This window comes from Pseudomonas serbica, assembly GCF_028823535.1.
Lineage (GTDB): Bacteria > Pseudomonadota > Gammaproteobacteria > Pseudomonadales > Pseudomonadaceae > Aquipseudomonas > Aquipseudomonas serbica.
The window spans coordinates 82754-104234 of the sequence record NZ_JAQIYM010000017.1 but is presented as its reverse complement, the minus strand read 5'-3'; the positions used below and the strand labels follow the sequence as shown (position 1 = coordinate 104234).

The 21481-nt window shown below is 61.7% G+C and carries 18 protein-coding genes; 8 read left to right on the top strand and 10 right to left on the bottom strand.

All coding sequences use genetic code 11. From position 1 onward, the window contains the following. The first annotated feature begins 14 nt into the window (after positions 1-14). The 8 genes from NQL71_RS25275 to NQL71_RS25240 all read left to right on the top strand — a co-directional run bounded on the left by NQL71_RS25275 (position 15) and on the right by NQL71_RS25240 (position 6669). Positions 15-863: a transporter substrate-binding protein gene (locus NQL71_RS25275; protein WP_274643541.1), complete on the top strand. Its 849-nt coding sequence runs from the start codon at positions 15-17 to the stop codon at positions 861-863. A 47-nt stretch (positions 864-910) separates the two neighbouring features. Then, complete coding sequence (locus NQL71_RS25270; protein WP_007941741.1) at positions 911-1573, top strand: amino acid ABC transporter permease; 663 nt, start codon at positions 911-913, stop codon at positions 1571-1573. Between the two features lie 8 nt (positions 1574-1581). Beyond that, positions 1582-2244, top strand: coding sequence for an amino acid ABC transporter permease (locus NQL71_RS25265; RefSeq protein ID WP_046820138.1), 663 nt, complete (start codon positions 1582-1584; stop codon positions 2242-2244). Further along, positions 2241-3035 (top strand): amino acid ABC transporter ATP-binding protein, encoded by a 795-nt coding sequence (locus NQL71_RS25260; protein WP_274643540.1) that lies wholly within the window; start codon positions 2241-2243, stop codon positions 3033-3035. Before NQL71_RS25265 ends, NQL71_RS25260 begins: the two co-directional genes overlap by 4 nt. A 30-nt stretch (positions 3036-3065) precedes the next feature. Beyond that, positions 3066-3455, top strand: a complete 390-nt coding sequence (locus NQL71_RS25255; RefSeq protein WP_046820136.1) for a RidA family protein — start codon at positions 3066-3068, stop codon at positions 3453-3455. A gap of 145 nt (positions 3456-3600) precedes the next feature. After that, positions 3601-4365: an IclR family transcriptional regulator gene (locus NQL71_RS25250; protein WP_046820135.1), complete on the top strand. Its 765-nt coding sequence runs from the start codon at positions 3601-3603 to the stop codon at positions 4363-4365. 39 nt (positions 4366-4404) lie between these two features. Then, positions 4405-5622, top strand: a complete 1218-nt coding sequence (locus NQL71_RS25245; protein WP_274643539.1) for an amino acid deaminase — start codon at positions 4405-4407, stop codon at positions 5620-5622. Positions 5623-5751: 129 nt separating this feature from the next. Next, positions 5752-6669, top strand: a complete 918-nt coding sequence (locus NQL71_RS25240) for a sugar kinase (RefSeq protein WP_274643538.1) — start codon at positions 5752-5754, stop codon at positions 6667-6669. Positions 6670-6762: 93 nt separating this feature from the next. Here the strand turns inward: NQL71_RS25240 and NQL71_RS25235 are convergent, their stop codons facing one another. From NQL71_RS25235 to NQL71_RS25190, 10 genes are all read right to left on the bottom strand, one after another. Then, positions 6763-7038 carry a peptidylprolyl isomerase gene (locus NQL71_RS25235; protein WP_007933743.1) on the bottom strand — a complete coding sequence of 92 codons (276 nt, stop codon included), beginning with the start codon at positions 7036-7038 and terminating at the stop codon, positions 6763-6765. Positions 7039-7092: 54 nt separating this feature from the next. Then, on the bottom strand, positions 7093-9630 hold the full coding sequence (locus NQL71_RS25230; protein WP_166618744.1) for a PAS domain-containing hybrid sensor histidine kinase/response regulator: 2538 nt from the start codon (positions 9628-9630) through the stop codon (positions 7093-7095). 157 nt (positions 9631-9787) lie between these two features. Then, a complete protein-coding gene (locus tag NQL71_RS25225) occupies positions 9788-11743 on the bottom strand; it encodes an acetoacetate--CoA ligase (RefSeq protein ID WP_274643537.1) in 1956 nt (651 codons plus the stop codon). 68 nt (positions 11744-11811) lie between these two features. Beyond that, positions 11812-12585, bottom strand: coding sequence for a 3-hydroxybutyrate dehydrogenase (gene hbdH / locus NQL71_RS25220; RefSeq protein WP_166618746.1), 774 nt, complete (start codon positions 12583-12585; stop codon positions 11812-11814). A gap of 7 nt (positions 12586-12592) precedes the next feature. Next, positions 12593-13984, bottom strand: a complete 1392-nt coding sequence (locus NQL71_RS25215) for a GntP family permease (protein WP_166618747.1) — start codon at positions 13982-13984, stop codon at positions 12593-12595. A gap of 289 nt (positions 13985-14273) precedes the next feature. Beyond that, positions 14274-15689, bottom strand: a complete 1416-nt coding sequence (locus NQL71_RS25210) for a sigma-54 interaction domain-containing protein (RefSeq protein ID WP_274643536.1) — start codon at positions 15687-15689, stop codon at positions 14274-14276. A gap of 136 nt (positions 15690-15825) precedes the next feature. Then, positions 15826-17403 (bottom strand): ABC transporter ATP-binding protein, encoded by a 1578-nt coding sequence (locus tag NQL71_RS25205; RefSeq protein WP_046820127.1) that lies wholly within the window; start codon positions 17401-17403, stop codon positions 15826-15828. Positions 17404-17417: 14 nt separating this feature from the next. Further along, complete coding sequence (locus NQL71_RS25200) at positions 17418-18440, bottom strand: ABC transporter permease (protein ID WP_046820126.1); 1023 nt, start codon at positions 18438-18440, stop codon at positions 17418-17420. Next, positions 18440-19498: a microcin C ABC transporter permease YejB gene (locus NQL71_RS25195; RefSeq protein ID WP_046820125.1), complete on the bottom strand. Its 1059-nt coding sequence runs from the start codon at positions 19496-19498 to the stop codon at positions 18440-18442. Before NQL71_RS25195 ends, NQL71_RS25200 begins: the two co-directional genes overlap by 1 nt. Next, the gene (locus NQL71_RS25190) at positions 19498-21366 is read right to left on the bottom strand and encodes an extracellular solute-binding protein (protein WP_274643535.1); all 1869 of its coding nucleotides are present in this window, start codon (positions 21364-21366) and stop codon (positions 19498-19500) included. Before NQL71_RS25190 ends, NQL71_RS25195 begins: the two co-directional genes overlap by 1 nt. Positions 21367-21481: the final 115 nt, after the last annotated feature.

Genomic DNA, 21481 nt, shown 5'->3' with positions numbered 1-21481 from the left:
CTGGAGTGCTTGCCATGCATCGCCGACCTTCCTTGTTCAAAGCGTGTGTTTTTGTTTTTGCAGCCTCTGCTGCTGCCGTGGGCGTGGCCCAGGCGGCGGACAGCAAGCTCGACAGCGTACTGGCCCGCGGCAAACTGATCGTGGGTACCGGCAGCACCAATGCGCCTTGGCACTTCCAGGGGGCGGATGGCAAGTTGCAGGGCTTTGATATCGACATTGCGCGCATGGTCGCCAAAGGCTTGTTCAACGACCCGAGCAAGGTCGAGTTCGTGGTGCAGTCGTCCGATGCGCGGATTCCCAACCTGTTGACCGACAAGGTCGACATGAGCTGCCAGTTCATTACCGTCACCGCCAGCCGTGCCCAGCAAGTGGCCTTTACCCTGCCGTACTACCGCGAAGGCGTCGGCCTGCTGTTGCCGGCCAACAGCAAGTACAAGGAAATCGACGACATGAAAGCCGCCGGTGACAGCGTCACCGTGGCGGTGCTGCAAAACGTCTACGCCGAAGAACTGGTGCACCAGGCGTTGCCCAAGGCCAAGGTCGATCAGTACGACAGCGTCGACCTGATGTACCAGGCGGTGAACTCTGGCCGTGCCGACGCGGCGGCCACTGACCAGTCTTCAGTGAAGTACCTGATGGTGCAGAACGCCGGGCGCTATCGCAGCCCGGCCTATGCCTGGAGCCCGCAAACCTATGCCTGTGCGGTCAAGCGCGGCGACCAGGACTGGTTGAACTTCGTCAATACCACCCTGCATGAAGCCATGACCGGCGTTGAGTTCCCGACCTACGCCGCGTCGTTCAAGCAGTGGTTCGGTGTCGACTTGCCGACGCCAGCCATCGGATTCCCCGCCGAATTCAAATGATCCCGTGAGGGCGGGGCGTACGCGCCCCGTTCAAGGTACTGCCGACCATGAACTATCAGTTGAACTTTGCCGCCGTGTGGCGCGATTTCGACACCTTGCTGGCGGGGCTCGGCCTGGGCCTTGAACTGGCGCTGGTGTCGATCGCCATCGGCTGCGTGATCGGCCTGCTGATGGCGTTTGCTTTGTTGTCGAAGCACCGCGCATTGCGGGTACTGGCTTCGGTGTATGTCACGGTGATCCGCAACACGCCAATCCTGGTGTTGATCCTGTTGATCTACTTCGCCTTGCCAAGCCTGGGCATTCGCCTGGACAAGATCCCTTCGTTCATCATCACCCTGTCGCTGTATGCCGGGGCCTATTTGACCGAAGTGTTCCGCGGCGGCCTGCTGAGCATTCCCAAGGGCCAGCGCGAAGCCGGCCTGGCCATCGGCCTGGGCGAGTGGCAGGTCAAGGCCTACGTCACCGTGCCGGTGATGCTGCGCAATGTGTTGCCGGCGCTGTCGAACAACTTCATTTCGCTGTTCAAGGACACCTCGCTGGCGGCCGCGATCGCGGTGCCGGAGCTGACCTATTACGCGCGCAAGATCAATGTCGAGAGCTACCGGGTGATTGAAACCTGGCTGGTGACCACGGCGCTCTATGTGGCGGCCTGTTACCTCATTGCCATGATGCTGCGTTACCTCGAGCAGCGCCTGGCGATCCGCCGATAGGAGGCTCCATGTACGAATCCCCCAGTTGGTTGCATGAGTTATGGGTGGCGCGCGAACCGCTCTGGCAAGGTTTCCTGACCAGTGTGCAGGTGTCGGCGCTGGCGATTTTGCTTGGCACGCTGCTCGGTGTGTTCGCCGGCCTGGTGCTGACCTACGGCAAGTTCTGGATGCGCGCGCCGTTTCGTTTCTACGTCGATGTGATTCGCGGTACCCCGGTGTTCGTGTTGGTGCTGGCCTGCTTCTACATGGCGCCGGCGCTGGGCTGGCAGATCGGCGCGTTCCAGGCCGGGGCGTTGGGGCTGACGCTGTTTTGCGGCTCCCACGTCGCCGAGATCGTGCGCGGCGCATTGCAGGCCTTGCCGCGCGGGCAGATGGAAGCGAGCCAGGCCATCGGCCTGACGTTCTACCAGGCCCTCGGCTACGTGCTGTTGCCCCAGGCGATGCGGCAGATCCTGCCGACCTGGGTCAACTCGTCCACCGAGATCGTCAAGGCATCGACCCTGTTGTCGGTGATCGGCGTGGCCGAGCTGCTGCTCAGTACCCAGCAGATCATTGCCCGCAACTTCATGACCCTGGAGTTCTACCTGTTCGCCGGATTCCTGTTCTTCGTCATCAACTACGGCATCGAGTTACTCGGCCGGCACATTGAAAAGCGGGTGGCCTTGCCATGACTCAGACTCAAACCCCTGCACAAAACGGCCAGCCGCTGCTGGACATTCGCGGCCTGCACAAGCGTTACGACCAGCTCGAAGTGCTCAAGGGCGTCGATCTGAGCATGCAGCGCGGCAACGTGGTGACCCTGATCGGTTCCAGCGGTTCGGGCAAGACCACGTTGTTGCGCTGCGTGAACATGCTCGAAGAATTCCAGGGCGGGCAGATCCTGCTCGATGGCGAATCCATCGGCTATGACGAAGTCAACGGCAAGCGCATCCGCCACCCGGAGAAAGTCATCGCCCGCCATCGGGCCATGACGGGCATGGCGTTCCAGCAATTCAACCTGTTCCCGCACCTGACCGCGCTGCAGAACGTCACCCTCGGTTTGCTCAAGGTCAAGAAGCTGCACAAGGACGAAGCGGTGGCCCTGGCGGAAAAATGGCTGGAGCGGGTGGGCCTGCTGGAGCGCCGCGATCATTTTCCCGGGCAGTTGTCCGGCGGTCAGCAACAGCGCGTGGCGATTGCCCGGGCGATTGCGATGAACCCGAGCCTGATGCTGTTCGATGAAGTGACCTCGGCGCTGGACCCGGAACTGGTGGGCGAGGTGCTCAGCGTGATCAAGGGCCTGGCCGAAGACGGCATGACCATGCTGCTGGTGACCCACGAAATGCGCTTCGCCTTCGAGGTCTCGGACAAGATCGTCTTCATGAACCAGGGGCGTATCGAAGAGCAGGGGCCACCCAAGGATCTGTTCGAGCGCCCGCAATCGCCGCGTCTGGCTGATTTTCTCAAAAGCACGCGGTTTTAAACACTCGATTTTCAATCAGGAGAAACACCCATGAGCATTACTCGTTACGGCACCGGCAGCACCGCCGCCGGCGGTCAGCCGCGCCCCTTCGCACGCGCCGTTGAAGCCGACGGCTGGCTGCACGTTTCCGGGCAGGTGCCGGCGGTGGACGGCGAGATCATCACTGGCGGTATTGTCGAGCAGACTCACCAGACCATGAAGAACCTGGTCGCGATTCTCGATGAAGCAGGTTACGCCCTGGAAGATGTGGTACGTGTTGGCGTGTGGCTGGAGGATCCGCGGGATTTCACCAGTTTCAACAAGGTTTTCGCCGAGTACTTCAAGCCCGAACACGCCCCGGCGCGGGCCTGCGTGCAGGCGAACATGATGGTCGACTGCAAGGTCGAGATCGACTGCATTGCGTACAAGAAAAAGGCTTGAGTCCGCGGTGACTTCTTCGCGAGCAGGCTCGCTCCCACAGGGGATCGCATTCCAAATGTGGGAGCGAGCCTGCTCGCGAAGGCGGCCTGACTGTCGACACCGCATTCCGTTAACATCCCGGCGAATTTGAATGGGAACCACTGACATGAGCGAAGACACCATCAAGCGCCGGGCTCGCGGTCTGGACCGGGCGTTCGATATCCTCGATTTCCTCAAGGAGATCGGCCAGCCCCTGCGCCCGAACGACATCGCCAGCGGCATCGGCAGCCCCAAATCCACGGTCTACGAGCTGGTGGCCTCGTTGCTCGAACGGCGGATCCTGGAGCCGGTGGGCAAGGACGGTCACGTCTACCTCGGCCGCCAGCTGTACTTCCTCGGGCAGGCGCACCTGCGCCACTTCGACCTGAGCCGCGAGGCCGATCACGCCCTGCAGGACATCGTCAGCCAGACCCGTGAAACCGCGCAGATGTGCCTGCTCAACGGGCGTAAATACACCGTCGCACTGATGAAGGAGGGTGAGCGGCATTTCCGCATTTCCTCGGACATCGGCGAGAACGCGCCCATTCCCTGGACCGCGTCCGGGCGCCTGTTGCTGGCGCATTTGAGCGACCAGGAAATCGTCGATTTGATCGACCACGACGACTTCATCCTGCCCACCGGCGAACGCTTGCCCCTGGAGCAGTTTCTCAAGGAAATCCGCCAGGCCGGTATCGATGGATTTTTCTCGTTCGATAGCGTCGCCGACACTTTTACCCATTGTTTCGCCGCCCCGGTCAAAGACCCAAACGGGGTGGCCATCGCGACACTGTGCATCGTCGCCCCCCGGGCCGATGCCAGGAACAATTACGACGACTACCGCCGGGTGCTGATCGATAGCGCGAACAGCCTGGCCCGTCGCATCAACGAATAACAGCGGCTGCCCGCGGCCGCGAATGTGAGGAGTTCGACCATGTCTTCTGCCAAGAATACTGCCGCCGTGGAAAAGGGCTTTGCCCACACTGGCGCCAATCTGGTGCGCGACGTCAGCCTGCCAGCGCTGGTGCTGCATCGCCAGGCGCTGGAACACAACATCCGCTGGATGCAGGACTTTGTCAGCAACAGCGGCGCTGAACTCGCGCCCCACGGCAAAACCAGCATGACCCCGGCGCTGTTTCGCCGGCAACTCGATGCCGGTGCCTGGGGCATTACCCTGGCCAGCGCCACGCAAACCCGTGCAGCCTACGCCCACGGCGTGCATCGGGTGCTGATGGCCAACCAACTGGTCGGCACACCGAACATGGCGTTGATTGCCGATTTGCTGGCTGATCCGACGTTCGACTTCTATTGCATGGTTGATCACCCCGACAACGTCGCCGACCTCGGTGCCTATTTCGCTTCCCGCGGTGTGCGCCTGAACGTAATGATCGAGTACGGCGTGGTCGGTGGTCGTTGCGGTTGCCGCAGCGAGCAAGAGGTGCTGGACCTGGCCAAGGCGATCTCCGCGCAACCGGCATTGGCGCTGACCGGGATCGAGGGTTATGAAGGCGTGATCCACGGTGACCACGCGGTGAGCGGCATTCGCGCGTTCGCCAGCTCCCTGGTGCGCCTGGCGGTGCAATTGCAGGACAGCGGCGCTTTCGCGATTGCCAAGCCGATCATCACTGCTTCAGGTTCGGCCTGGTATGACCTGATTGCCGAAGAGTTCGAGGCGCAGAACGCTGGCGGGCGTTTCCTCAGTGTCTTGCGTCCCGGCAGCTATGTGGCACACGACCATGGCATCTACAAGGAAGCGCAGTGCTGCGTGCTCGACCGTCGCAGCGATCTGCAGGAGGGCCTGCGCCCGGCGCTGGAAGTCTGGGCACACGTGCAGTCGTTGCCCGAGCCCGGCTTTGCGGTGATCGCCCTTGGCAAACGCGACGTAGCCTATGACGCCGGTTTGCCGGTGCCGTTGCTGCGTTACCGGGCCGGTGTGGTGCCGGCCAAGGGCGATGATGTGAGCGCCTGCAAGGTGACTGCCGTAATGGACCAGCATGCCTTCATGACCGTGGCGCCGGGGGTAGATTTGCGGGTGGGCGACATCATTTCGTTCGGCACTTCGCACCCGTGCCTGACGTTCGACAAGTGGCGCACGGGGTGCCTGGTGGATGAGCAGTTGAACGTCATCGAGAACATGGAAACCTGTTTCTAAGACCAGCACCGAGTTGCGGCCTTCGCGAGCAAGCCCGCTCCCACATTGGAATGCGATCAAATGTGGGAGCGGGCTTGCTCGCGAAGGGGCCCCGTCAGACACCGCAGCAACACCAGAGACCCCACAATAATGAACACCATCAACACCCCACGCATCGCCCTGATCGGCGAATGCATGATCGAATTGCAGCAGCGCGCCGACGGCAGTCTGCAACAGAGTTTCGGCGGCGACACCCTGAACACCGCGGTCTATCTGTCCCGGGAACTGGGCGCCGCTGGCACGGTGGATTACGTCACCGCCTTGGGCGATGACAGTTTCAGCGATGCCATGTGCCATGGCTGGGCCGCCGAAAACATTGGCCTGGGCCTGGTCCAGCGTTTGCCCGGCCGCTTGCCGGGGCTGTATTGCATCCAGACCGACGCCGCCGGCGAGCGTCGTTTTCTCTATTGGCGCAACGAAGCGGCGGTGCGCGATTGTTTCACCACCCCGGCCGCCGCGCCGATCCTGGCGGCGCTACCGGATTACGACGTGTTGTATTTCAGCGGCATCACCCTTGCCGTACTGGGGGTACAAGGTCGGCAAAAATTGCTGGAAACCCTGATCGAGGCCCGCCAGCGAGATGCGCGGATCGTTTTCGACAACAACTACCGCCCGCGGTTATGGGCTTCGATTGAGGACGCCCGGGCGGCCTATCGCAAGGTCCTGCCCTATGTCGACCTGGCGCTGCTGACCGTCGATGACGAGCAGGCGCTGTTCCATTTCTCCGATTGTGCGGCGATTTTTGCAGCCTACGAGCAGATCGGTACGCCTGAAGTGGTGCTCAAGCGTGGTGCCGAGGCATGTCTGATCCGTTGTCCCGGCGAGTCGTTCGAAGTGCCGGCGCAGAAGGTTGAACGGGTGGTGGATACCACGGCAGCGGGGGATTCGTTCAGTGCGGCGTACCTGGCTTCGCGGCTCAAGGGTGGGAGCCCGGTCGAGGCGGCCGAGGCGGGGCATCGGTTGGCGAGTCGGGTGATTCAGGTGCCGGGGGCGTTGATTCCCAGGTAAGTGGAGGATGGCCGCTGGCTCGCTCCCACAGGGGACACTGAGGATCCCCTGTGGGAGCGGGCTTGCTCGCGAAGAGGCCCTGAACCTGACGAGTCAATCCCGGTAAAACACCTGCACCAGGTGATACCCGAACTTGCTCTTGATCGGCCCATGCACCACCCGCAACGGTTTCTTGAAGATCACTGCATCGATCGCACCGACCATCTGCCCCGGCCGCACTTCGCCCAGGTCGCCACCGCGTTTGCCGGACGGGCAGGTGGAGTACTTCTTGGCCAACACATCGAAGGCTTCGCCTTTGGCGATGCGTTGCTTGAGTTGCTCGGCTTCTTCCGAGGTTTTCACCAGGATATGGCGGGCTTGAGCTTTCATGGGGTAGATACCTTGCAACGGTCTTGACAGCGTGGCGCGCGATTATGCCCTAACTCACTGCGGTTGGCCGATCATCGTGCGAATCTTGTTGGCCAACAGATCAATGGAAAACGGCTTGGCCACCATGTCCATGCCATCTTCGAGAAAGCCCTGGCGTTCGGCGGCCATTTGCGCGTATCCGGTCATGAACAGCACTTTCAGCTCGGGCCGATGCTGACGGGCAATCTCGGCCAGTTGCCGGCCGTTCATCCCGGGTAGCCCGACATCGGTGACCAACAGATCGACCCGCAGGTCGGATTCGAGCAAGGGCAGGGCGGTCTTCGCGTCTTCGGCTTCATAGGCGTGATAACCCAACTCCTTGAGCAGATCGAAGACCAGCATGCGCACCGCCGGGTCGTCTTCCACCAGCACGACCGTTTCGCCGGCAATCGCCGACGGTGTTTCGCCGATCACCGGCGATAGGACATCCTGCGGCTCCTGGCCCAATAGCCGCGGCAAATACAGGCGCACACTGGTGCCTTGGCCGGGCATGCTGAACAGGGTCACGTGGCCACCGGACTGCTGGGCGAACCCGTAGATCATCGACAAGCCCAATCCGGTGCCCTGGCCGATGGGTTTGGTGGTGAAGAACGGGTCGAACGCCTTGGCCAAAACCTTTGGGGTCATGCCGGTGCCATTGTCACTGACCGCGATCATCAGGTAATCCCCGGCCTTGACCGGCTCCAGGGTGGTGATGTCACTGCCGTCCAGATAGACATTGGCGGTCTCGATGCACAGCTGGCCACCATCGGGCATGGCGTCCCGGGCATTGATCACCAGGTTGAGCAGGGCGTTTTCCAGCTGGCTGACATCGGTGCTGACCGGCCAGACGTCCTTGGCCAGTTGCAGCTTGAGTTCGATATGGTCGCCCTTGGTCCGGCTTAGCAGGTCCTCCAGGGAGTGGATCAGGTCATTGGCGTTCAGTGTCTTGCGATCCAGCGACTGCCGTCTGGAGAACGCCAGCAGGCGATGGGTGAGGGCGGCGGCGCGGTTGGCCGAGGAAACCGCGGCCTCGGTGAAGCGAGTGATTTCGGCGGCGCGGCCTTCGGCAATGTAGCGTTGCATCAGGTCGAGGCTGCCAATGATGCCGGTGAGCATGTTGTTGAAGTCATGGGCGATGCCGCCGGTAAGCTGGCCGACCGCTTCCATCTTTTGCGCATGGCGCAGGGCTTCTTCGGCGCGCTCGCGTTCGAACATTTCGCTGAGCAGTTTTTCATTGGCCTCGGCCAGTTGTCGGGTACGGGCGCTCACCCGTTCCTCGAGGGTTTCGTTGAGGTTGCGCAGGGCTTCTTCGGTCTGTTTACGCTCGGTTTCGTCGATGACGAAGATATAGAAACCATTCACCGCGCCATCTGCACCGTGACGCGGCAGGTAATTCATCAGCGCCTGGCGGATGCTGCCATCGCGGTGCGGGGTGCTGATGCTGAAGCAGCAGGCCTTGCCGGCCAGGGCCTGGGCGATGTACTCGGCGCGCAGGGCATAGGCCTCCTCGCCCAGCACTTCAAGGATGGTGCGGCCATAGAGTTCCTGGGGCGTCAGGCCATACCAGTCGAGGTAGGCGGCGTTATTCAGGCGAAAGCGCTCCTGGCGGTCGACGTAGCTGATCAGGATCGGCATGGCATTGATGATCAACTGCAGCTCGGTCTGGCTCTGGCGCAAGGCCTGCTCGGTGTTTTTGCGATCGGTCAGGTCCAGGGCGGCACCGAGGAAGCGGATCGGCCGGCCGTGGTGATCCTTGTAGCAACGTCCGCGGGCGAACACCCAGCGCAACTGGCCATCGGCTTGCAACAGGCGGTATTCCTCGGCGTATTCAGTGCCGTGAGTGATGCAATGCTTGATGCTGCGGGCGATCAAGGTGCGGTCTTCGGGGTGGACGCCGTGCAGGTATTCGCTGATCGGTAGCTGGCTGGACAGGGAGGGTTCAATGCCGTGCAATTGGGCGAAATGGGCGTCGGCGATGAAGCGGTCCTCACTGATGTCCCAATCCCAGGTGCCGACCGCGTCGGTGGCGGCGAGGGCCAATTGCAGGCGCTCCTCGGTGTCTTGCTGGGCCTTGAGGCTCGCGGCGGAGCGCTGTTCCAGTTCAAGGGCGATGCGCCGGCGCTCGTTGGTTTCGATGGCGGTGACCAGGATCCCGGCGACCTGGGCGTTTTCGTCACGGATGGGGCTGTAGGTCAGGTCCAGCCAGAAGTCGGAATCGATACCGTCGCGCTGTAGGGTGAAGCGCTGTTCACTGTAGGTTCGCACCTGGCCTTGTAGGACCGCGTTGTAAATCGGGTCGGTAAAGTCCTTTAATTCGGGCCAGATCTGGTGGGTTGGCTGTCCGAAAGCGTGCGGATGCTTGCTGCCGGCGAGTAGCGCGAAGCCGTCGTTATAGATCTGCGTCAGTTGCGGCCCCCAGAGCAGCAGCATCGGCATCGGCGAATGAATCACGATGTCCACGGCGGTACGCAGGCTCTGCGGCCAGGTACCGGCAGCGCCTAGCGGACTGTTCGCCCAGTCGAGTCTGGCAATCAGGGCCTGGGCATCGCTGCCGGTTGGTGATGCGTTCATCAAGTTGTCCTGCACATAAGTCGGTGTGGCGGCGTCTACTGTCCTTGCAGGGCAGTAGACGCTGGATGACCTGCTTCAGGTCATTTTTATCATTGAATGCTTCGCGGGTGCTTTTTGCCATGGAAATCGACGTATTGCACGTCGAGGGGGGGGTATTTCAGTCCTGGAGTTCGGGACGGTTGCGGAATTGCTCGAGCGCTTGAGGGTTGGCCAGGGCATCGGTGTTTTTCACTTTTTGCCCGTGCACTACATTGCGCACTGCCAGTTCTACGACTTTACCGCTGATGGTTCGCGGAATGTCGGTCACCGCGACAATCTTCGCCGGTACATGCCGCGGCGTGGTGTTGGCGCGAATGACCTGGCGGATCTGCTGCTGCAGCGCATCGTCGAGTGCCACCCCATCGCGTAAGCGCACGAACAGCACGATCCGCACATCATCGTGCCATTGCTGCCCAATGGCCACGCTGTCGAGCACTTGCGGGACTTTCTCCACCTGGCGATAGATTTCCGCGGTGCCGATGCGTACGCCACCAGGATTGAGTACAGCGTCTGAGCGGCCGTGGATCATCATTGCGCCATGGGGCCGTTGTTCGGCGTAGTCGCCCTGCGCCCAGACGCCGGGAAACTGGCTGAAATACGAGGCGCGGAGTTTTTCGCCGTCCGGGTCGTGCCACAGGCCGATGGGCATCGCGGGGAAGTGCCGGGTACACACCAGCTCGCCTTTTTCGCCGATCACCGGATGGCCCTGGTCGTTCCACACCTCCACGGCCATGGCCAGGCTCTTGCCCTGGATTTCGCCCCGGCGCACCGGCTGCCAGGGGTTGCCGTTGACAAAGCACGAGACGATGTCGGTACCGCCCGACATCGACGCCAGGCACAGGTCGGCCTTGAAATCCCGATAGACGTAGTCGTAGCTTTGCGGCGACAGCGCCGAACCGGTACAGAGCAAGGTCTTGAGGCTGCTCAAGTCATGGCTTTGCCCAGGCTTCATGCCGCTGCTTTCCAGGGTGGCCAGGTACTTGGGGCTGGTGCCGAATACCGTGATGCCCTCGTCGTCGATCAGGTCGATCAAGCGTTCGGCGTCGGGCTGGAACGGTGAGCCATCGTACAGCACAACGGCGCTGCCCACCGCCAGGGCCGATACCAGCCAGTTCCACATCATCCAGCCGCAAGTGGTGTAGTAGAACAAGCGGTCACCGGGGCCGAGATCGCAATGCAGCCCGTGTTCCTTGACGTGTTGCAGCAGCACGCCGCCGGTGCTGTGGATGATGCATTTGGGCACGCCGGTGGTGCCGCTGGAGTAGAGGATGTACAGCGGATGGGCGAAGGGCACCGGGACGAAATCCGGTTCGCCGCCGGGTTCATGGAAGTCATCCCAGAGCGTGACGTTGGCTTGGGTATGGAAGTCTTCGATGCGGGCTTTGGGCCGGGCGTAAGGCACGATGACCAGTTGTTGCAAGGTCGGCAGGCGCTCAAGGATTTCGTTGAGCTTGGCGGTCTGGTCGATCTCCTTGCCGGCGTAACGATAGCCGGCGCAGGTGACCAACACTTTCGGTTCGATCTGGCCGAAGCGGTCGATCACCCCTTGTGTGCCGAAGTCTGGCGAAGAGCAAGACCAGATGGCCCCGAGGCTGGTGGTGGCGAGCATGGCCACCAGGGTTTGCCAGGTATTGGGCATGCACGCCGCCACCCGGTCGCCGAGGCCGACACCGGCCGCGATCAATCCCTTCTGAAAGCCGGCGACGTGCTCCGCCAATTCGGCCCAGGTCAAGTGCTCACGCTGACCGTTTTCAGCCACGGCCACCACTGCCACGGCGTCGTCACGACGGCTCAGCAGGTGTTCGGCAAAGTTCAGGGTCGCGCCGGGGAACCACTGGGCGCTGGGCATTTGCGGCCCTTCCAGGAGGACTGCATCGGGTTGCTCATGGAAGCGGATGTCGAAGAAGTCGACGATGTCTTGCCAGAAGTCTGGGCGCTGATCGATTGACCACTGGTGCAGGGCGGGATAGTCGTCGATGTGCAGGTGGTGGCGTTGATTGATGAAGCGCCGAAAGGCCTCCATGCGAGTCTTGCCAATGCGCTCGGCGGTGGGTTGCCAGAGGATGTCGGACATGTGTGCCTCTTCTTCCAGTCGGGTGCCAGATCGTTCCCATGCAGAGCGTGGGAACGATCATCTGTGGGTTATTGCGCCAACCACCCACCATCGATATTCCATGCCGCACCACGCACCTGGGTACCCGCTTCGCTGCACAGGAACAGCACCAGTTCACCCAGGTGCGAAGGCGTCACGAATTCCAGCGACGGTTGCTTCTCGGCCAGCAGGTCATGCTGAGCCTGCTGCGGTTCGATACCGGTGGCGGCGCGATCGTCGATCTGCTTCTGCACCAGGGGCGTCAGTACCCAGCCCGGGCAAATCGCGTTGCAGGTGATGTGGCTGGTGGCCGTTTCCAGGGCAACCACTTTGGTCAGCCCGATCACCCCGTGCTTGGCGGCGACATAGGCGGCTTTGCCGGTCGAACCCACCAGGCCATGCACCGAAGCGATGTTGATCACCCGGCCCCAGCCCTTGGCACGCATGCCCGGCAAGGCAAGGCGGGTGCTGTGGAAGACCGATGACAGGTTGATGGCAATGATCGAATCCCAGCGCTCCACCGGGAACTCGTCCACCGGCGCCACATGCTGGATACCGGCGTTGTTGACCAGAATATCGACGCCGCCGAATTCACGCTCGGCGTAGGCGATCATGTCGGCGATCTGCGCCGGGTCGCTGACATCGGCCGGGTGATGGCCGACCTTGCTGCCGAACTGGCCGACCTCGGCAATCACCTTGGATGCATCGCCGAATCCGTTGAGAATCAGGTTGGCGCCGGCCTTGGCCAGGCTCAGGGCTATCCCCAAGCCAATGCCGCTGGTGGAACCGGTAACCAAGGCGGTCTTGCCCGAAAGAGTCGTCATCAATACCTCACACAATGCCAGTGGCGTAGAAAGTGCCGATCACTACGAAAACCGCCAGGGTCTTGATCAGCGTAATACAGAAAATGTCTTTGTAGGCCTCGCGGTGGGTCAAGCCGGTTACCGCCAGCAGGGTAATCACCGCGCCGTTGTGCGGCAGGGTGTCCATGCCGCCACTGGCCATGGCGGCAACCCGGTGCAGGACTTCCAGCGGGATGTTGGCGGCGTGGGCGGCGCTGATGAACTGTTCGGACATCGCCGCCAGGGCGATGCTCATGCCGCCCGAAGCGGAGCCGGTGATGCCGGCCAGCAGGGTCACGGTGATCGCTTCATTGACCAGCGGATTGGGGATGCTCTTGAGCCAGTCGGCCAATACCAGGAACCCCGGCAAGGAGGCGATCACTGCGCCAAATCCATACTCCGACGCGGTGTTCATCGCCGCCAGCAACGAACCGCCGACTGCACTTCTACTGCCCTCGGCGAGTTTGCCGCGAATCGCCTGGAAGCCAAACACCAACACCATGAGGATGCCGACGAGCAGCGCGGCTTGAACGGCCCATATCGCCGTCAGCTTGGCGATTTCAGTGGTCACCGGTGCGGCCATGCCCGGCAGTGCGAGGCTGTGGGTCTTGCCGTACCACTGCGGAATCCACTGGGTGAACAGCAGGTTCATGATGCCCACGGCCAACAAAGGCGACAGGGCGATCCAGGGGTTAGGCAGCTTGATGTCGGCGGCGGTTTCCGGCTCGTTGCGCAGGTCCGTTCCATAACCTTCACCGGCGCGTTGGGCCTTGTTGCGCTGGCGCTGCAGAAACAGCATGCCGGCGCAGACCACGAAGATCGCACCAATCAAGCCCAGCCAGGGCGCAGCCCAGGCGGTTGTGTTGAAGAAGGTGCTGGGGATGATGTTCTGGATCTGCGGGGTGCCGGGCAGGGCATCCATGGTGAACGAAAAAGCGCCGAGGGCGATGGTCGCCGGGATCAAGCGCTTGGGGATGTTGCTCTGGCGGAACATTTCCGCGGCAAACGGATAGACCGCGAACACCACCACGAACAGCGAGACGCCGCCGTAGGTCAGCAAGGCGCAAACCAGCACGATCACCAGCATCGCCTGGCGGGTGCCGAGCAGGCGAATGGCGGCCGCGACGATTGAGCGTGAGAAGCCAGACAACTCGATGAGTTTGCCGAACACCGCGCCCAGCAGGAATACCGGGAAATAGAGTTTGATGAATCCGACCATTTTTTCCATGAACACCCCGGTGAAGGCAGGGGCGACGGCGGAAGGATCGGTGAGCAGGACGGCGCCGAGGGCGGCAATCGGGGCAAAAAGGATAACGCTGTAGCCACGGTAAGCGGCCAGCATCAGCAGCGTGAGGGCTGCCAAGGCAATGATCACACTCATGGAGTGTCTCCTGGATTGTTATTTTTGTAAGGTAGTACGTTGTGGGGAGGGGCTATAGCGAGTTTCGTGCCATAAGTCTAAGTCGTTGAAATATAACGAAATATCTAATCAGACAAACCAGTGACGGATAGTCTTGTCTCTTTTTTGAGATTTTCGGCGAATGTTCCGGCCCCCCATCGCGGGCAAGTCCGCGCCTACAGGTGACGCATTATTCAAGCCATACGGTATCCCTGTGGGAGCGGGCTTGCTCGCGAAAAGGCCGTATCTACTAATGGAGACATATGTCTCGCTATTGAGACTCTACAATCCCCAGTGCCACCATTTTCTTGTACAGCGTCGACCGCCCCAGCCCCAATCGGGCCGCCGCTTCAATCACCTTACCCCCGCATTGCGCCAAGGCGTTTTCGATCACTTGCCGGTCAAAACGCTCACGGGCTGCACTGAACGTCTCATGCTGCACCGGCTCGACAGACAACGGCGCCACGCGCGCAACCGGCATAAAAGTCCCGATCGAAGCGCGGATATCCACCACCGTCAGCCGCAGGTCATCACTGAGCAACGCCGCCCGCTCCAGTACGTTACGCAGTTCGCGAATGTTCCCCGGCCAGGCATGCTGGCCTAAAAGCGCCAGCGCTTCGCTGTTCAATTCGTGCTGGCTGCGCAGCTCTTCAAGGATCGCCTCGCTAAGGGCGGGCAGGTCGTCGAGGCGCTCGCGCAGCGGTGGAACCTGGATAGGCAGGACATTGAGGCGGTAGTACAGATCGGCGCGAAATTCGCCACGCTTGATCGCCGCTTCCAGGTCGGTCGAGGTCGCGGCGATGATTCGCACATCGCTCTGGATCACCTCGTTGGAGCCGACCGGCTCGAACTCCTTTTCTTGCAGCACCCGCAGCAATTTACTTTGCAGCGGCAATGGCATGTCGCCGATTTCATCGAGGAACAACGTTCCGCCCTGGGCGATCTGCAACTTGCCGGCGCGGCCTTTGCGGTCGGCGCCGGTAAAGGCGCCAGGGGCGGTGCCGAAGAACTCGGCTTCCAGCAGGGATTCCGGGATCGCCGCACTGTTGATGCTGACAAACGCCTTGTGTGCTCGCGGCGATGCATTATGGATCGCCTGTGCCAGCAATTCCTTGCCGGTGCCGGTCTCACCGAGCAGCAAAACCGGCGAGTCGGTACTTGCGCTGCGCCGGGCGCGGCGCTTGACTTCCAGGCTGGCGGCGCTGGTGCCGATAAAGTGGGCGAAGTTGTATTTGGTCTGGCGTGCCCGCAGCAGCGATCGTGTGCAGGCAAGCTCCTGCTGCATGCTCATGTAGCGCTTGAGCATCGGCGACAGGCTGTGCAACTCATCGAACAAGGCGAAGCCGATGGCACCGATCACCTCGCCGGCATCGTCGTGGATCGGCAGGCGCATGACCACCAGCGGCTCCTTGGGAGTGTCCTGCATGTCGAGCAGAATTGGTCGGCCGGTGCGTACTACTTCGCGCAACAGGCTGCCGGGGATCACACTTTCGCAGGCCTTGCCGATGGCGCCTTCGGCCGATTGCAGGCCGAATCGCTTGGCATAGCGCTCGTTCATCCAGACGATGTTGGCGTCACGGTCGACGATCACCGTGCCTTCACTGGACTGCTCGATGATCTCGAACAGCGAGCGGATCGCCAGCAGGCGAACGCGCTGGTAGTCCTTGAGGCTTTCGGTGGTGTTCATGCGCAAGGTCCTGGATGTGTATTGCCGATAAGGCCGTCTTCGCGAGCAAGCCCGCTCCCACAGGTGATCTGTGTCGGTCACAAATCCAATGTGGGAGCGAGCCTGCTCGCGATGGCCGCGACGCGGTCTGGCTGGATTATGCCTGCCCCACATGTGCCGCCGCCAACAGCTCCTTGGTGTACGGATGCTGCGGCGAATCGAACACATCGTGGCTGGCGCCGCTTTCGACCACCTTGCCGTCCTTGATCACGATCATGTCGTGGGCCAGGGCGCGCACCACCGCCAGGTCATGGCTGATGAACAGGTACGTCAACCCGTGCTTTTCCTGAAGTTGACGCAGCAGGGCGACCACCTGCTTTTGCACGGTACGGTCCAGCGCCGAGGTCGGTTCGTCCAGGAGTATCAGCGCCGGTTTCAACACCAGCGCCCGGGCGATGGCGATGCGCTGGCGCTGGCCACCGGAGAACTCATGGGGGTAGCGATGTCGGCTTTGCGGGTCGAGCCCGACTTCCTGCAGCGCCCGGATCACTTCGGCGTTGCATTGCTCTGTGCTCAACTGGCTATGCACTTCCAGGCCTTCGCTGATGATCTGCGCCACGGACATGCGCGGGCTGAGGCTGCCGAACGGGTCCTGGAACACCACCTGCATTTTCTTGCGCCACGGCCGCAGTTGCTTTTGCGTCAGGCCATCGAGCGCCTGGCCCTGGAAGCGGATACCCCCTTCGGAGTCCAGCAGGCGCAGGATCGCCTGGCCGAGCGTGGACTTGCCGGAACCCGATTCGCCAACGATGCCCAGGGTCTTGCCGCGTTGAATATTCAGGCTGATGCCATCCACGGCCTTGAGATAGGTCTTGCGCTGGAACAGTCCGCCACCGATGGCAAACTGCACCCGCAGATTGTCCACCTCGAGCACGTTTTCGCGTTCGTCCCGGGACAGGGCTTCACCTTCCGGCTCGGCGTTCAGCAGCACACAGCTGTAGGGGTGCCTGGGGGCGGTGAAGATGATTTCGCAGCTGGCCTGCTCGACTATTTCCCCGGCTTTCATCACGCAGACGCGCTGGGCAATGCTGCGCACCAGATTGAGGTCATGGCTGATCAGCAGCAGGGACATGCCCAGTCGCTGTTGCAGCGACTTGAGCAGCAGCAGGATCTTGCGTTGCACCGTCACGTCCAGCGCGGTGGTCGGTTCGTCGGCGATCAACAAATCCGGCTCGCAGGCCAGGGCCATGGCGATCATTACCCGCTGGCGCTGGCCACCGGATAATTGGTGGGGATAGGCCTTGAGCCGCTCCTTGGGTTTCTGGATGCCCACCAGATGCAGCAACTCGAGAATTCGCGCCTGCGCCGCTTTGCCGGCCATGCCCTTGTGCACCAGCAAGGTTTCGCCAATCTGCTTCTCGATACTGTGCAACGGGTTCAGGGAGGTCATCGGCTCCTGGAAGATCATCGCGATGCGATTGCCCCGCAGTTCACGTAATTTGCGCGCATCGGCGCCCACCAGTTCCTGGCCGCGATAACGGATGCTGCCGGTCGTTTCGGTGCCGCATTCGGGCAGCAGTTGCAGGATCGAGTGGGCGGTCACCGACTTGCCCGACCCCGACTCGCCGACCAGCGCCAGGCATTCGCCCGGGCGGATGTCCAGGCTCAGATTGCGCACAACGGTCTGGCCACTGAAGGCCACGCTGAGGTCACGGATTTCGATCAGATTGCTCATATCAACAGTCCGCTTCACGAACGAGGGTCAAAGGCGTCGCGCAAGGCTTCGCCGATGAACACCAACAGGGAAAGAATCAGCGCCAGGGTGAAAAACGCCGTGAGGCCCAGCCATGGCGCCTGCAGGTTCTGTTTACCCTGGCCGATCAGTTCGCCCAGGGACGCACTGCCCGCCGGCATGCCAAAGCCGAGGAAATCCAGCGCGGTGAGGGTCGAGATGGCCCCGGTCAGAATGAACGGCAGGTAGCTCAGGGTCGCGTTCATGGCGTTGGGCAGGATGTGTCGTACGATCACTTTGCGATCGCTCAGGCCCAGCGCACGGGCCGCCTTGACGTATTCCAGATTGCGCCCGCGCAGGAATTCGGCACGCACCACGTCCACCAGCGCCAGCCAGGAGAACAGCGCCATGATCCCCAGCAACCACCAGAAATTCGGCTCGACGAACCCCGAGAGGATGATCAGCAGGTACAGCACCGGCAACCCGGACCAGACCTCCAGCAGCCGCTGGCCGAGCAAGTCGACCCAGCCCCCGTAATAGCCCTGCAGGGCGCCTGCGGCGATGCCGATCAACGCGCTGACGAAGGTCAGCATCAAGGCAAACAGGATCGACACCCGGGAACCGAAAATCACCCGCGCCAACACATCCCGCGCCTGGTCGTCGGTGCCCAGCCAGTTGACGTTCGAAGGCGGGCTGGGGGCTGGCTTGTTCAGGTCATAGTTCGGCGTGTCGTCGCTGAAGGGGATCGGCGGGAACAGCAGCCAGCCCCCGTCCTTCTTGATCAGGTTCTGCACATAATCGCTGCGGTAATCGGCCTGGAAGGGCAGTTGTCCGCCAAATTCCTGCTCGGTGTAACGCTTGAGCGCCGGGAAGTACAACGAACCCTGATAGCTGACGACCAGCGGTTTGTCATTGGCGATCAGTTCGCCGCCCAGGGTCAGCAGGAATAACCCGACAAACAACCACAGCGACCACCAGCCGCGGCGGTTTTTCTTGAATCGCTCGAAGCGGCGTCGGCCCAACGGCGAAAGCTTCAACATCAGGCGTTCCTCGCGGCGAAGTCGATCCGCGGATCGACCAGGGTGTAGCACAGGTCACCGACGAGTTTGATCAGCAGGCCGAACAGCGTGAAGATGAACAGCGAACCGAACACCACCGGGTAGTCCCGTGACACGGCCGCTTCGTAGCTCATGCGACCCAGGCCATCAAGGGAGAAGATCACCTCGATCAACAGGGAACCTGCAAAAAACACGCTAATGAAAGCCTGGGGAATTCCCGACACCACCAGTAACATCGCGTTGCGGAAAACATGGCCGTACAGCACCCGGCGTTCGCTCAAGCCCTTGGCGCGGGCGGTGACTACGTATTGACGGGTGATTTCATTGAGGAACGAGTTCTTGGTCAGGATGGTCAGGGTCGCGAAACCACCAATCACCAGCGCAGTCACCGGCAGTACCAGGTGCCAGAAATAATCCGCGACCTTGCCCAGGGTCGACAACGATTCGAAATTGTCCGAGACCAGCCCGCGTACCGGGAACCAGTTCAGCGAAGTGCCGCCGGCGAACACCACGATCAGGAACATGGCGAACAGGAAGGCTGGCATGGCGTAGCCGATGATGATCGCGGTGCTGCTCCAGACATCGAAGTGGCTACCGTGGTGTACGGCCTTGCGGATCCCCAGGGGAATCGACACCAGATAGGTGATCAGCGTCGCCCAGAGCCCGAGGGAAATGGTGACCGGCATTTTTTCCAGGATCAGGTCGGTGACGGTGGCGCCGCGAAAGAAGCTTTTGCCGAAGTCCAGGCGTGCATAACTGGTGAGCATCAGCCACAGGCGTTCTGGTGCGGGCTTGTCGAAGCCGTATTGCTTTTCGATGTCCTTGATCAACTGCGGATCGAGGCCGCGACTGGCCCGGGAGTGGCCCATGGTCTCGCTCGTGCCACCTGCGACGCTGCTCGCGCCGATGCCCTGCAGGTGCGCGATGGCCTGTTCCACCGGACCGCCCGGTGCGGCCTGGACGATGACGAAGTTGACCAAGAGAATGATCACCAGGGTCGGGATGATCAGCAGCAGGCGCCGCACGATATAAGCCCACATCAATGGGGTCCTCCGGGGCTGCCGCGACGGATCCGCTCGGCGGTCATTTGCTGGTTGGTCAACGGCGTGGTGCTCATTTCCCACCAGCTCTCGATGGCTTCGTCATTGCTCGCCTGCACGTTCGGTATGCCGAAGCGATTCCACCACACGGTGGAGCTGCCTGGCGGGTAATAGTTGGGAATCCAGTAATAGTTCCATTGCAACACCCGGTCGAGCGCATGGGCATAGTGCAACATGTCGGCCTGGGTGTTGGCGCGGATCAGGCCGTTGATCAGGGTGTCCACCGCCGGGTTCTTCAAGACCATGTAGTTGTTCGCCCCGGGATCGGTGGCCGAGACCGAACCGAAGTAGTTGATCAGTTCGCCGCCGGGAGAGGTGGTGACCGGATAGCCGGTGACAATCATGTCGTAGTCGCGGCTCATCAGGCGATTGACGTATTGGGACGAGTCGATCCGTCGGATGTTCAGGTCGATGCCGATCTGTTTCAGGGTGCGCTTGTAAGGCAGGAGCAGGCGGTCCATACCGTTCTGGCTGACCAGGAAGGTAAAGCTCAGTGGCTCGCCGTCAGCGTTGACCAGTTGATCGCCCCGGGGTTTCCAGCCGGCCTGTTCCAGCAGGTCCAGGGCTTGCAGCTGCTTGTCACGGATCAGTCCGCTGCCATCGGTTTTCGGCGGTTCGAACACTTTGCTGAAGACTTCCTCGGGAACCTGTCCACGCAAGGGTTCGAGGATCGCCAGTTCACCGGCGTCAGGCAGTTGCCGGGCGGCCAGGTCGGTATTGGAAAAGAAGCTCTGCTGGCGGATGTACAGGTTGCGCATCATCTGCCGGTTACTCCATTCGAAGTCCCACAGCATCGCCAGCGCCTGCCGCACCCGGCGGTCCTGGAACATCGGCTTTTGCAGGTTGAACACGAAGCCCTGGGCCGACTGTGGTGCTTCGGTAGCCAGGTGGGCCTTTTGCAGGCGACCGTCGCTCAGGGCCGGGCTGTCGTAGCCGATGGAGTAGCCGGTGGCCGAGAACTCGCGGTTGTAGTCATAGGCGCCGCCGCGCAAAACCTGGCGCGCGACATCGGTATCGCCGAAGTACTCGATGCTGAAATGGTCGAAGTTGTACAGGCCGCGGCTGACCGGCAGGTCCTTGCCCCACCAGTCGGGGTTACGCTCGAAGGTGATGCTGCGCCCCGAATCGACCTTGCCGACCTTGTACGGTCCGCTGCCCAGGGGCGGCTCGTAGCCGCCGCCATCGGCAAAGTCACGGGTCTTCCACCAGTGTTCGGGAAGCACCGGCAAGGTAGCGATGTCCAGCGGCAGGGTGCGATTTTCGTTGTTCTTGAAGTCGAAGCGCACGGTCAACGGCGATTCGATTTCCACCCCCTTGACGTCGGCGAACTGCGTGCGATAACGCAGGCTGCCCTGGGTCATCAACAGATCGAAGGTGTAGCGCACGTCCCCGGCGGTGATCGGCTTGCCATCGGCAAATTGCGCCTTGGGGTTGAGGTAGAAACGCAGGGACAGGCCATCGTCGGAGCGCTCCATTTTCTGCGCCACCAGGCCGTAGACGGTGTAGGGTTCGTCCAGCGAGCGCTGCGCCAGCGGGGAGTAGAGCAAGCCATCGATCTGCGTCACGCCGATGCCCTTGTCTATATAAGGCAGGATGTGATCGAAATGCCCGATCTCGATCGCCGAGCGCCGCATCGTCCCGCCCTTGGGGGCCTGCGGGTTGGTGTAGGCAAAATGACTGAAGCCGGCGGGGTACCTGGCGGGCTCGCCGTACACGGTCAATGCATGTTGCGGGGCGGCATTCACACCGGCGGCGCCCAGTAGCAGGGCCACGGCAGTGAACAATAAGGTCGGGAAAGCCAGTCGCATTGTCAGCCTTAGAGCCGGGTGGTCGTTAAGCACAATTTGTACGCTAGCGGCGCGTCCCTCGCCAGCCGTAATACGTATCTGAAACGCGACGGCCCACCAGGAGGCGGGCCGTTGC

Bases quoted from the DNA above. Each gene is read 5' to 3' on its own strand.
- NQL71_RS25265 (WP_046820138.1), top strand. From the start codon at position 1,582: ATGTACGAATCCCCCAGTTGGTTGCATGAGTTATGGGTGGCGCGCGAA.
- NQL71_RS25195 (WP_046820125.1), bottom strand. From the start codon at position 19,498: ATGTGGGCTTATATCGTGCGGCGCCTGCTGCTGATCATCCCGACCCTG.
- hbdH (WP_166618746.1), bottom strand. From the start codon at position 12,585: ATGACGACTCTTTCGGGCAAGACCGCCTTGGTTACCGGTTCCACCAGC.
- NQL71_RS25210 (WP_274643536.1), bottom strand. From the start codon at position 15,689: ATGAACACCACCGAAAGCCTCAAGGACTACCAGCGCGTTCGCCTGCTG.
- NQL71_RS25235 (WP_007933743.1), bottom strand. From the start codon at position 7,038: ATGAAAGCTCAAGCCCGCCATATCCTGGTGAAAACCTCGGAAGAAGCC.
- NQL71_RS25230 (WP_166618744.1), bottom strand. From the start codon at position 9,630: ATGAACGCATCACCAACCGGCAGCGATGCCCAGGCCCTGATTGCCAGA.
- NQL71_RS25215 (WP_166618747.1), bottom strand. From the start codon at position 13,984: ATGAGTGTGATCATTGCCTTGGCAGCCCTCACGCTGCTGATGCTGGCC.
- NQL71_RS25240 (WP_274643538.1), top strand. From the start codon at position 5,752: ATGAACACCATCAACACCCCACGCATCGCCCTGATCGGCGAATGCATG.
- NQL71_RS25225 (WP_274643537.1), bottom strand. From the start codon at position 11,743: ATGTCCGACATCCTCTGGCAACCCACCGCCGAGCGCATTGGCAAGACT.
- NQL71_RS25275 (WP_274643541.1), top strand. From the start codon at position 15: ATGCATCGCCGACCTTCCTTGTTCAAAGCGTGTGTTTTTGTTTTTGCA.
- NQL71_RS25205 (WP_046820127.1), bottom strand. From the start codon at position 17,403: ATGAGCAATCTGATCGAAATCCGTGACCTCAGCGTGGCCTTCAGTGGC.
- NQL71_RS25260 (WP_274643540.1), top strand. From the start codon at position 2,241: ATGACTCAGACTCAAACCCCTGCACAAAACGGCCAGCCGCTGCTGGAC.
- NQL71_RS25190 (WP_274643535.1), bottom strand. From the start codon at position 21,366: ATGCGACTGGCTTTCCCGACCTTATTGTTCACTGCCGTGGCCCTGCTA.
- NQL71_RS25245 (WP_274643539.1), top strand. From the start codon at position 4,405: ATGTCTTCTGCCAAGAATACTGCCGCCGTGGAAAAGGGCTTTGCCCAC.
- NQL71_RS25255 (WP_046820136.1), top strand. From the start codon at position 3,066: ATGAGCATTACTCGTTACGGCACCGGCAGCACCGCCGCCGGCGGTCAG.
- NQL71_RS25200 (WP_046820126.1), bottom strand. From the start codon at position 18,440: ATGTTGAAGCTTTCGCCGTTGGGCCGACGCCGCTTCGAGCGATTCAAG.
- NQL71_RS25270 (WP_007941741.1), top strand. From the start codon at position 911: ATGAACTATCAGTTGAACTTTGCCGCCGTGTGGCGCGATTTCGACACC.
- NQL71_RS25250 (WP_046820135.1), top strand. From the start codon at position 3,601: ATGAGCGAAGACACCATCAAGCGCCGGGCTCGCGGTCTGGACCGGGCG.